The organism is Paenibacillus sp. FSL W8-0439 (assembly GCF_038008995.1).
Lineage (GTDB): Bacteria > Bacillota > Bacilli > Paenibacillales > Paenibacillaceae > Paenibacillus > Paenibacillus polymyxa.
Genome location: NZ_JBBPAK010000001.1, coordinates 5,240,993 through 5,253,312 on the forward strand (window position 1 = coordinate 5,240,993; position 12,320 = coordinate 5,253,312).

General features: G+C 47.4%; 9 protein-coding genes. 1 reads left to right on the forward strand and 8 read right to left on the reverse strand.

Annotated features, from left to right (window positions below):
• Positions 1–21: 21 nt before the first annotated feature.
• From argF to argC, 5 genes are all read right to left on the reverse strand, one after another.
• A complete protein-coding gene (gene argF / locus MKX36_RS22570) occupies positions 22–978 on the reverse strand; it encodes an ornithine carbamoyltransferase (RefSeq protein WP_340865742.1) in 957 nt (318 codons plus the stop codon).
• A 48-nt stretch (positions 979–1,026) separates the two neighbouring features.
• Positions 1,027–2,289, reverse strand: coding sequence for an acetylornithine transaminase (locus MKX36_RS22575; RefSeq protein ID WP_257126361.1), 1,263 nt, complete (start codon positions 2,287–2,289; stop codon positions 1,027–1,029).
• Positions 2,290–2,341: 52 nt separating this feature from the next.
• Positions 2,342–3,172, reverse strand: a complete 831-nt coding sequence (gene argB, locus MKX36_RS22580) for an acetylglutamate kinase (protein ID WP_290409825.1) — start codon at positions 3,170–3,172, stop codon at positions 2,342–2,344.
• Between the two features lie 118 nt (positions 3,173–3,290).
• Positions 3,291–4,517: a bifunctional glutamate N-acetyltransferase/amino-acid acetyltransferase ArgJ gene (gene argJ / locus MKX36_RS22585; RefSeq protein ID WP_340865744.1), complete on the reverse strand. Its 1,227-nt coding sequence runs from the start codon at positions 4,515–4,517 to the stop codon at positions 3,291–3,293.
• A 107-nt stretch (positions 4,518–4,624) separates the two neighbouring features.
• Positions 4,625–5,674, reverse strand: coding sequence for an N-acetyl-gamma-glutamyl-phosphate reductase (gene argC / locus MKX36_RS22590; protein WP_016822938.1), 1,050 nt, complete (start codon positions 5,672–5,674; stop codon positions 4,625–4,627).
• Between the two features lie 378 nt (positions 5,675–6,052).
• On the opposite strand from argC, the gene MKX36_RS22595 reads away from it, so the two are divergent.
• Positions 6,053–6,940, forward strand: coding sequence for an SMP-30/gluconolactonase/LRE family protein (locus MKX36_RS22595; RefSeq protein ID WP_330720819.1), 888 nt, complete (start codon positions 6,053–6,055; stop codon positions 6,938–6,940).
• A gap of 93 nt (positions 6,941–7,033) precedes the next feature.
• On the opposite strand, the gene MKX36_RS22600 is transcribed toward MKX36_RS22595, so the two are convergent.
• The 3 genes from MKX36_RS22600 to secA form a co-directional block, all read right to left on the reverse strand.
• Positions 7,034–7,933 carry a YitT family protein gene (locus tag MKX36_RS22600; protein ID WP_277508296.1) on the reverse strand — a complete coding sequence of 300 codons (900 nt, stop codon included), beginning with the start codon at positions 7,931–7,933 and terminating at the stop codon, positions 7,034–7,036.
• Between the two features lie 96 nt (positions 7,934–8,029).
• Positions 8,030–9,143 (reverse strand): peptide chain release factor 2 gene (prfB, locus tag MKX36_RS22605; RefSeq protein WP_100212693.1). Its coding sequence is split into 2 segments (ribosomal slippage): positions 8,030–9,070 and positions 9,072–9,143, totalling 1,113 coding nucleotides; the frame shifts between segments, so codons are not numbered across the junction.
• 442 nt (positions 9,144–9,585) lie between these two features.
• A complete protein-coding gene (gene secA, locus MKX36_RS22610) occupies positions 9,586–12,036 on the reverse strand; it encodes a preprotein translocase subunit SecA (protein ID WP_137079364.1) in 2,451 nt (816 codons plus the stop codon).
• Positions 12,037–12,320: the final 284 nt, after the last annotated feature.

Genomic DNA, 12,320 nt, shown 5'->3' on the forward strand with positions numbered 1-12,320 from the left:
CTATCTTCTTTACGATCAACTTTATCCAATTAAAGCAACTAGCAACGCTTTTTGTGCATGTAGGCGGTTTTCCGCTTCATCAAAAATGACCGAATGGGGACCGTCAATTACTCCTGCACTCACTTCTTCCCCACGATGCGCAGGTAGACAGTGCAGGAATAAATAATCTGGCTTCGCGAGCTTAACCAGCTCCTCATTCACCTGGAAGTCGGCAAAAGCAAGCTCACGCTCCTTCTGCTCTTCCTCAAAGCCCATGCTTGCCCACACGTCTGTGTAGATCGCATCGGCATCTTTTACTGCTTCCTGCGGACTTTGCGTGATAACAATTTCACTCCCTGTCTGTTTGGCAATCTCACGAGAAACCGCGACCACACTCGGGTCAGGCTCGTATCCAGCTGGACTTGCAATGGAGACATGCACTCCGAGCTTCGCTCCACCAATTAAGAGGGAATGCGCCATATTGTTGCCGTCTCCGATGTAAGCCAGTTTGAGTCCTTTCAGCTTACCCTTTTGCTCATATAAGGTTTGATAATCAGCCAGCACCTGACACGGATGCGCCAAATCGCTCAAACCATTAATCACAGGAACGGATGCATAACGCGCCAACTCTACGACATTATCGTGCCCAAAGGTCCGAATCATAATGCCATCCAGATAACGTGACATCACTTGGGCCATGTCGCTAATCGGCTCTCCGCGTCCCAGTTGAATGTCATTTTTGCTGAGGAAAAGGGCATGCCCGCCCAATTGATACATACCGACTTCAAAGGATACCCGTGTGCGTGTGGAGGATTTTTCGAAAATCAGCCCAAGCGTTTTCCCCTTCAGCGGCTGATAAGCTTCTCCGTTTTTGTGCTTACGCTTAATTTCAATGGCGAGATCAATTAAATACTGGATCTCCTCTGGCGAGTAGTCGTCCAGCTCTAGAAAGTTCCGTCCTTTCAAATTCACCTGTTGCAGTGCGCCGCCCTGGCTCATGCGATCCTCTCCTTTTACGCTCTAATCTCGGATGCTTCTGTCTTTACACTAAGCTACGTGCTCCCGAATCAATTCAGCAATCCATGCTACAGCCTGATCTATTTCGTCTTTCGTTACATACAGGTTAGGCAACAGGCGAATCACGTTCGGTCCTGCTGTAATGAACAGAATGCCCTTCTTCTGTCCTGCCAAAACAAGCTCTGCCACCGGCTCCGCACACTCAATCCCGACCATCAGACCTTTTCCGCGGATATCCTGGACAAAAGGAATATCTCCAAGCTGCTTATGCAGACTCTGCAAGAGATAATCTCCCATTTCGGCAGCGCGTTCTGGCAGCTTGTCATCAATAATCGTTTCAACGGTCGCTTGAACTGCTGCCATAGCAAGCGGTGTACCCCCGAACGTAGAACCATGACTGCCCGCTGTGAACGCTTCACGCAAATATTCTTTGCCTAGCATTGCACCGACCGAAAAGCCACTGCCCAGTCCTTTCGCCAATGTAAAAATATCCGGCTCAATCCCATAATGCTCAAAGGAAAACAGCTTACCTGTCCGTCCCATACCTGTTTGCACCTCGTCAATGATCAGCAGCAATCCATGTTCCTGGCACAGCTGGGTAATCACGTCTACGAAAGCAGGGTCTACCGGATACATGCCACCTTCGGCCTGCACCATTTCCAGCATAATTGCCGCTGTATTCTCATTGATCGCTGCTTCGAGCGCAGCCTGATCATGAAGCGGAACGCTTTTGAACCCGGCGGGAAGCGGTAAAAAGCCTTCTTTTACTTTGTCCTGACCCGTAGCAGTCAAGGTTGCCAGCGTCCGTCCGTGGAAGGATTGCGTGAACGTAATGATTTCATAGCGACCGGTCTGCTTCACCTTCTGGTGGTAACGACGCGCCAGCTTAATGGCAGCTTCGTTCGCTTCAGCTCCGCTATTGCAGAAGAACACGGCATCTGCGCTACTATTAGCTGTCAGCAAGGCCGCGGCCCGCTCCTGCCCAGGAATATGAAACAGATTGGATACATGCCACAGTTCATCGATCTGCTTTTTCAACCGCTCCGCTACAGCTTGAGGCGCATGGCCTAGATTGGTAACAGCAATACCTGACATGAAATCCAGATAACGTTTGCCCTGATCATCCCACAGCCAGCTTCCTTGTCCTTTCACCAGTGTAAGCGGGTATCTTGCGTAGTTTGGAAAAAGAGAGCTATCTGCCTGCGTTTTTGCCGTCCCCTTTTGCGCTTGCGCTCCGCTTCCATTCGTACTTGGCATTTCCTCGCTCACCAGCGTATTCGGTTCCTTACTCATGTCGTTCACGCCCCTTTATCGTTTGGTTATATAGGTTGAGCATATATTGCAGTTACTGCATACGCACAATGCGTGTTCCAATTGATTCTCCGCTCAGCACACGGCTGAGTACCTGCGGTTCGCTGCCGTCAACGATGACGACTTCCTTCACTTTTCCGTGAATGCAGGCAATAGCCGCTCTCACTTTCGGGATCATACCACCGTAGATTTCACCCGTGCTGATCATATCTTCAATTTCCTGTATGGTGATCGACTCCAGAACCTTCTTCTCTACACCATTCTTTTTCAAAATACCGGGTACATCCGTCACAACAATCATTCGACTGACGCCGAGATGAGAAGCAACCGCGCCCGCCGCTGTATCGGCATTAATGTTATAACGCTGACCGGATCGATCAATGCCAATAGGCGCAATAACTGGCATATAGCTCATGTCCAGCACACCGGTAATAATCGAAGCTTGAACAGATGTTACCTCTCCTACCCAGCCGACCTCTGTAGCATTTGGCACAGGCTTTGCTTCAATTAAATAGCCATCACTGCCCGACAAGCCCAGCGCTCGCCCTCCGTGCATCCCTATTCTGCGAACAATCTGCTTGTTAATGCTGCCTGCCAGCACCATTTCCACGACATCCAATACGGGTTCAGTCGTTTTACGCAACCCGTGAATGAACTCCGTTTCGATTCCCAGCTTCGCCAAATTGTCAGAGATCGCAGGCCCGCCGCCATGTACAATGACTGGTTGAAGACCTTCCGACTGCAGACGGGCCAAGTCGTCAAAAAAGGAATCAGGCAACGCAGCCAGCGTACTTCCTCCGCATTTCATCACAAAATTACGACGTGCCAGTTTCGCTTGATCCGCGTGTCCCACTGCCGATTGCATATCATCTCTCCTTTTCTCCTCTGCACAATTTTGTGCGATTTTCAAATGATGCGAAAAACTATATCCGCTCACTTCTTCTATTAACTATTAAAAATCCATCTGTATTTAAATCTGGTATCTATGTCCGATAAGCCGCATTAATCCGCACATAATCGTAGGTTAGATCACAGCCCCATGCTGTAGCCATTCCGTTCCCGTGATGCAAGTCAACGATAATTTGCACCGTATCTCCACGCAAATAGGAAAGCGCCTCGGCTTCATCAAAAGCAACTGGACTTGATTGGCTCAACACCACAATATCACCCAAACGGATGTCTACCGTATCTGGATTGACCGGTTCTCCAGCACGTCCGACGGCTGCAATAATCCGTCCCCAGTTGGCGTCTGCGCCAAAAACGGCTGACTTCACCAGACTGGACCCAATTACGGTCTTGGCTATCGCCTGGGCAGAAGCATCGCTTACCGCTCCGCTTACGGACACCTCTACCAGCTTCGTAGCACCTTCCCCGTCACGGGCAATCGCCTTCGCCAGCTCCCGGCAAATATAAGTGAATGCCTCAGCAAAAGCCCCCCAATCAGGATGCTCTGCGTTCAACTCGCTGTTGCCTGCCAGTCCGCTTGCCATAGCGATTAGCATATCGTTCGTACTGGTATCCCCATCGACCGTAATCATATTAAAGCTAGTATCCGTGGCCTGCTTTAATAGTTGATGAAGAGCCGTCTGTCCGATGACTGCATCACAAGTCATGAAAGCGAGCATGGTTGCCATATTCGGATGAATCATACCCGATCCTTTTGCCGCCCCGGCGATGTGCACGGTCACACCGTCCACTTCAACTGACACGCATGCTTCCTTTTTAACCAAATCCGTTGTCAGAATGGCTTGGCTAAATTGCTCCGCTCCATCGTTTGCCTCGCTCATCCGCTCAGGTAGTGACGATATACCGCCAAGCACACGATCCATTTTCAGATGCTCACCAATTACACCCGTCGAAGCAACGGCTACATCGCTCTCTGCCACACCCAGTTCACGAGCAGCGGCCGAACGCATAGCGTAAGCGTCCTGCTCCCCTTGCTGTCCTGTACAGGCATTGGCGTTCCCGCTGTTCACTACTATCGCCTGCAATCGACCGTTTGTCAGGCTCTCGCGAGTCACCTTCAGCGGTGCAGCCTGAAAAACATTGGTGGTGTACACCGCAGCAGCTGTCGCCTCTACCTCACAGCGAATCGCGCCGATATCGTTGCGGTTCGTATTTTTCAATCCACAGTGCAATCCCCCGGCTGTAAAGCCACGCGGAGTTACGATGTTGCCCCCATGTACGACTGTAAACCCTAATTTGCCCATAATTATGTGCCCTCGCCCGCATTATAAGGAATGAATGGCAGCCGGACGCTTGCGTTCTCAAACCTGCCCGCTGTCGTTCTCCTGTACCTGTTGCGTTTACGTGCTACTTACGGATATACCGGTATGAAGCCCAGTCCGAGGTTCTCCTCCCATCCCATCATCAAATTTAAATTCTGAATCGCCTGCCCAGCGGCACCCTTCACAACATTATCAATGACAGAAATAATCGTAAGACGCCCAGTACGGGCATCTGCTGCAAAACCGATGTCGCAGTAGTTCGAACCAAATACTTCTTTTGTTGCCGGCCATATACCTTCGCCACGTACACGGACAAAAGGATGGCCTTTATAATAATCCCGGTATAACCCGATAAGGTCCTGATCCGTATGATCACCTTTCAACGTGACATAAATTGTACTCATGATTCCTCGCGTCATAGGCACCAGCTGTGTCGTAAACGTAATTGTAACGTCCTCGCCCGCAACATCACCCAATACCTGTTCGATCTCAGGGATATGTTGGTGCTTATTCACCTTATAAGCCTTAAAATTCTCATTCATCTCCGCATAATGTGAAACAAGACTTGTTCCCCGACCGGAGCCGGATACCCCGGATTTAGCATCCACAATCAGTGACCGATGGTCAATCCAATCTGCCTTTAAGGCAGGAATAATTCCCAATAGTGTTGCCGTGGGATAGCAGCCTGGATTCGAAATAAAAGAAACACCAGCAAGCTTTTCTGCATACACCTCGCTGAGTCCGTATACCGCTTGCTTGAGATACTCGGGTGAAGCCGCAGGCTTTTTGTACCATGCTTCATACGCTTCCCCGCTTCGGAGCCTAAAGTCCCCGGAAAGGTCAATCACCTTCAGTCCGACATCCAGAAGCTGTGGCACTAATTTGGTGCTAACGCCTGATGGCGTAGCTGTGAAAACCAGATCAGCCTTGGCAGCAATTTCATGGATATCGACACCGTCCAAATCCTGTACCACAATATCCGTCAGATGTGGAAACCCATCACTAATCGGGACACCCGCGCTGGATGAAGAAATAACAGATACAATCTCCACCTGCGGATGATGAACCAAAAATCGAATCAGCTCCACTCCGCCATATCCAGTGGAACCGACAATTGCTACCTTTAGCTTGCTGCTCACAGACCTTCCTCCATTCCGTCCCTATGAAATATGTATTATTATACGACTCTATTCATATAAATACAACACCTCATGTCATGTTATTCCTCCAAATTTAAAATATGCACTCTTGCCCATTCTTTTGGCTGCCAAGCTGTACAGGCTACAATTAAGGAAAACAAAAAAGACAGACCCCCTTGCGAATCTAGTCTTCTATTTTGCATAAGAAAAGGAGCGTTCCCTTTATATATTATCTTGTATATTGGTATTCATCCGGTTTATACATTTGCTGCACTTATGTATTCGTTGGACATTGAATAGGGTATAAAGAGTGAGTATGTACGAAAATAAACCTATACGTTAGGGGTGCTACACATCAAAACATATACAGCGAATTTAGTGATAGATGCTAAAGCCAAGTTAGGCGAGGGTCCCAGTTGGGATCATCAGTCGCAACGTTTATTTTGGGTCGATATTGAGGGTTTTCAATTACACATTTACGATCCATCTACAGGCACAGATCGTACCATAGATGTGGGCGAACATATTAGTGCAGTCGTCCCTTATCTTAAAAATAAAGTAATCGTGGCCATGATCAGCGGTCTATACTGTTTGGATATTGAAACAGGAACCAAAGTATTGATCCACGATCCTGAGGAAGGTAGATCAGGAAATCGATTTAATGATGGTAAATGTGATCCTGCAGGACGTTTTTTGGCAGGAACTATGAGTTTAAATGGCGAACGCGCGCAAGGAGCGTTGTATAGTCTGACCACAAAGGGAAGCGTCTCCTTACTGATCGATAAAGCTTCCACATCTAATGGCTTAGCCTGGAGCTCAGATCATCGTACCATGTATTATATCGATACTCCGACCTTGGAAGTGGTCTCCTTCGATTACGATGTGACACAGGGCACCATTAAGAATAAGCAAGTGGTAGCTAGATTGGATGAAAGTGAAGGATATCCAGATGGCATGACCATCGATGCAGAGGGCATGTTGTGGATCGCGCGTTGGGGCGGTAAACGTGTTTCTCGTATCCATCCTGCTCAGGGAGAAGTAATTGCTGAGGTTTCACTTCCAGTCAATTGTGTGACTTCATGTGCTTTTGGCGGTGAACATCTGGATGAGTTGTATATCACAACTGCTCAAGATGGCGATAATACCGATCAACCACTAGCAGGCGGTTTATTTATGGTCAAAACCGGAGTAAAAGGAGTACCGACCTCATATTTTAATCAAGGACAAGCAGCAGATTGGCTTGATCTGTTACCAAAAAAGGCTTGATAAAGCTGTACTGAAAAGAGAAAAGCCCACTACATCAGTGGGCTCTCCTACATTGATTCAGTTAAGAGCAAGCGTCCAAAAGACCACATTATGCTAGCCTTCCCTTTTGAACCCTTCACCCAATACCTCACGTGTATTACTAATAATCACAAAAGCTTCCGGGTCTACCAAGCGAACGAGCGTTTTGAGGCGGGTTACCTCGTTTTGCCCGACTACAACCATAAGTACAGGACGTTCTTCGTTCGTGTAACCCCCCCGTCCTGCAAGCTCTGTCAAACCACGATCCAAATCCTGTAAAATAGTTTGCGTGATCTTTTCCTTTTGATTGGATATGATGTAAGCCACTTTGGAGTAGCCTAATCCCATTTCTACAGCATCAATAACCTTGCCGGTTACAAACAAGCCAATCAATGCATACAGAGCTCGCTCCGGCGATAGGGCGAAACCAGCTAGCGTGATTACCGTGCCATCCATCAGCATGACACAAAGAGAAAGGCTAAAACCGGTATACTTTTGAATAATCTGCGCTAAAATAGCCAGTCCACCCGTCGAGCCTCTGCCCCGAAACACAGTGCCCAAGCCCAATCCTACTCCGATTCCACCATACAGCGAAGCCAGCAACGGATTGGTTGTCGGGACTGCCCAATCCTTCGTCACATAAACAAATAGTGGCAGCATGATGCTGCCCAGCAGGGAACGCAAGCCATACTTTTTTCCTAACAGCAGTACTCCTGCTATAAATAACGGAATATTCATTCCCCACTGCGTATAGGCCGGTTCCAGGCCAAACAGGTCCTCGCCCAAGATAGACAAGCCAGATACACCCCCGGATGCAATCCGGTTGGGAAGCAAGAACATGTTAAAGGTCAACGCTGTAATGAAGGAGCCGAGTATAATTAGCAAAACATCGGTCACGTTACGCGCTGGTCCACTGGCGGCAATCAGAGGCTTACGCCTTCTTCGGCGGGCAGTGGGAGGGTTCAATTGAGACATCATTCACGTTCTCCTTTAATAAAAATACCGTCACACAAAAATTCCTACAGGCCGCAGGCACGTAGACTGCGGTTCTGTAGGAAAACGTACAGACAATTATTCTGCGTCCAGCTTAATTTGGCTGCGAAGGTAACCATCGATGAATGGATCGAGATCGCCGTCCATCACTGCCCCGACGTTGCCAGTTTCCACGCTGGTACGGTGATCCTTAACCATGCTGTATGGATGGAACACGTAGGAGCGGATTTGGCTACCCCATGCAATATCGGACTGTTCACCACGGATTTCGTCCAATTGCTGCTGTTGTTCTTCGATCTTGCGCTCGTAGAGCTTGGAACGGAGCATCGTCATCGCACGTTCACGGTTTTTGATCTGGGAACGTTCATTTTGACAAGTCACGACAATACCAGTAGGCAAATGCGTAATCCGAACAGCTGAGTCGGTCGTATTAATATGCTGACCACCTGCACCGCTGGCCCGGTACGTATCAATTTTAAGATCTTCTGTGCGGATCTCAATATCCACATCATCCGCAATTTCTGGTACTACATCACAAGACACGAACGATGTATGTCGACGACCGGAGGAGTCAAATGGAGAGATACGAACAAGCCGATGTACACCTTTCTCCGCCTTGAGATAACCGTAGGCATTGTAGCCTTTGATCAAGAGGGTTACACTCTTAATTCCCGCTTCATCACCTGCCAGATAATCCAGGGTCTCTACCTTAAAGCCTCGTTTTTCACCCCAGCGTGTATACATACGCAGCAGCATTTGTCCCCAGTCCTGAGACTCGGTACCGCCTGCCCCCGGGTGCAGCTCCAGAATAGCATTAAGCTTGTCATAGGGCTGATTTAAAAGCAATTGCAGCTCAAATTCCTCCAGCTTGCTCAGCAGGGATTTGATACTGTTTTCAACTTCTCCAGCCAGCGCTTCATCGCCTTCTTCTTCAGCCAGCTCAACCATCATACCTGCATCTTCATATTCCTGACGCAGCTGTTCATAGCTGTCCACAGAAGATTTCACAGCATTCATTTCAGCAATTACGCCTTGGGCCTTTTCGTTATCATCCCAAAAATCAGGCGCTGCCATCTTTTCCTCAAAGTTCGCGATCATTTCCTGTTTGAGATCTAAGTCAAAGAGACCCCCTAAGGTTTGTTAGTTTCTTGCCTATTTCTCGTAAATCATGTTTTACACTTGGATCAATCATGATGTCATTCTCCTTTTAATATAGGGTTAGGGGGAGTAAAAGACTTTTGAGTTACGGCTGGGTAAGAGACGCTGCGCGAATGATTTGATCTTACGAACGCTGACGCTTCTCCAGATTTAAATCCTCCGCTTCGCTCCCGACCGCCGTAAAGTCAAACTGCTTTTAAATAACAGGCTCTGGTATGTGAGCCAGATCAACTGCTGAATTCACTGACAAGCAAGCAGGGACCTACTTGCTTGTCATAATTGTTTTAAAAGAACTAGGAGAGCACAGTCATCACCATATTCAACCTGGCCATCTCGCAGAAGAGTTATATTGAATACATCAGTGTCGTCCCCTGATGGCACAAAATGGCCGACGGTCAGTGGTTGAACTGCCGCCTGCCATTATATGCATTGCAGAGGATAGTGTATATCAAGATCTATCCCTTAATTTCAATCCGTTATTTTCTACGCGGACGCGAAGGAGCGGATTTCTTTTTGGGAGCCGCAGGTTCGCCACTCGTCGAGATTTTATCTTCATCAACGACAGCCTGACGCTCTTGGTTGGATTCGATTTGTGCTTTCATAATGTAGGTCGCAACTTCCTCTTGGATGCTGGCGATCATAGCATGGAACATTTCAAAACCTTCAAATTGGTATTCACGCAATGGATCAGTACCACCATAAGCACGCAAGTGAATACCTTGACGCAATTGATCCATAGCATCAATATGATCCATCCATTTGCTGTCAACCGCACGCAATACGATAACCTTCTCGAACTCACGTACCATTTCTTCGCCGATCATCTCTTCACGGCTGTGGTATCTGTTGGTAACTTTTTCGAAGATCATATCGACCATCTCTTCTTTTTCCTTACCCCACAGATCGTCGCGCGAAAGTGTGTTTTCCTCAAGCAGGTTGTTGTTCACATACTCTGCAACTTCTTCCAGTTCCCAGTTTTCAGGGATATCATCACCACAGTGAGCTTCCACTACACGCTCAATGACAGGCTTGATCATGTCGAACACAATTTCCTTGATGTTCTCTGATTCCAGCACCTCACGGCGTTGTTTGTAGATAATAGCACGCTGCTGATTCATCACGTCATCATATTGAAGAACGACTTTACGCTGATCAAAGTTATTCCCTTCGACACGTTTTTGAGCTGATTCGATAGCACGCGAAATCATACGGCTCTCGATAGGCTGATCTTCCTCGAAGCCCAAGCGCTCCATCATATTCAGTACGTTATCTGCACCAAAACGCTTCATTAACTCATCGCCCAGCGATAAGTAAAACTGTGTGGAGCCCGGATCACCCTGACGTCCTGCACGTCCGCGAAGCTGATTATCAATACGACGGGATTCATGACGTTCTGTACCGATGATGTGCAAACCACCGAGTTCTGCAACGCCTTCGCCCAGTACGATGTCAGTACCACGTCCAGCCATGTTAGTAGCGATGGTAACCGCGCCAGCTTCACCTGCACGGGAAATAATCTCAGCTTCTTCCGCATGATATTTGGCGTTAAGTACTTTATGACGAACGCCTTTGCGTTTCAACATTTCAGAAAGAAGCTCCGAGTTTTCAATAGAAACCGTACCTACCAATATCGGCTGGTTCTTTTTGTTACGCTCCAGAATTTCGTCTACTACAGCATGGAATTTGCCCTTCACGCTCTTGTATACTACGTCAGGCATATCTACACGCTGGTTAGGCTTGTTCGTCGGAATTTGGAGCACTTCCAGACCGTAGATTTTTTTGAATTCTTCTTCTTCTGTTTTCGCTGTACCCGTCATCCCCGCCAATTTGCGGTACATACGGAAATAGTTTTGGAATGTAATTGTCGCCAGTGTCATGCTTTCATTTTGGACAATGATGTTTTCCTTCGCTTCAATAGCTTGGTGCAAACCATCACTGTAACGACGTCCAGCCATCAGACGACCTGTAAACTCATCGACAATCAGGACCTCACCATCAGCCACGACATAGTCCACATCCAAACGCATAATAGCGTTAGCTTTCAAGGCTTGTACGATGTGGTGATTGATTGTAACACTTTCCTGATCGTACAGGTTTTCAAGACCAAAGAAATTTTCAGCCTTGGATACGCCGTTTTCGGTCAAAGCAACTGACTTCACCTTAATATCCAACGTGTAATCTTCTTCAACATTCAGGCTCTTCACAAAACGATCAGCCGCAAAATACAGCTCGGTCGATTTTTGAGCTTGTCCTGAAATGATCAATGGTGTACGAGCTTCATCGACGAGAATGGAATCCACTTCATCAATGATACAGAAGTACAACGGACGCTGTACCATCTGTTCTTTGTAAAGCACCATATTATCGCGCAGATAATCGAACCCGAACTCATTGTTTGTACCATACGTAATATCACAAGCATAAGCTTCCTGTTTGGCAGCATGATCCATATTGGCCAGGTTCAGACCTACGGTCATTCCCAAAAAATTGTAAATTTGTCCCATTTCTCCACTGTCGCGTTGTGCCAAATAGTCATTGACTGTAACCACGTGCACACCTTTGCCCAACAGAGCATTCAAATAAACCGGCAATGTTCCCACCAGTGTTTTACCTTCACCGGTTTTCATTTCTGCGATTTTTCCTTCGTGCAACGCAATACCGCCGAGCATCTGTACGTCATAGTGACGTTTGCCCAGCACCCGCTTGGACGCTTCACGAACCGTTGCAAAAGCTTCCGGCAGCACTTCTTCAGCCGTAGCACCTTGTTCAATCCGCTCTCTAAACTCCGCCGTCTTGGCTTTCAGTTCCTCATCCGAGAGCTTCTCAAAATCAGGCTCTATTTTATTGATCAGTTCAACCGTCTTCATTAAACGTTTGACGTCACGTTCATTTGTATCCCCAAAAATTTTTTTGACAATTCCTAGCATGGTTTACCCCTTTCGCGCAAAACAATTAATAGAATCAATTTCACAATAAGAAAGGGTCCATGATGAAATTGATTCCCGATATGTTTGACAGGCCCGGCTATACCAGCCCATCGTGCGATGTTCTTTGCATAAATTGTAACAGTTTGTAGGACATGCCGCAACACAAGCAGCCTCCAGATTTGCATCCGGTTAAAGATACCAAAACAATTGACGCACGAAATACACAATTGGTTACACCTGTCCAAGCTGAAATTTTCAATCATGTTTACAATAAACATATAAAA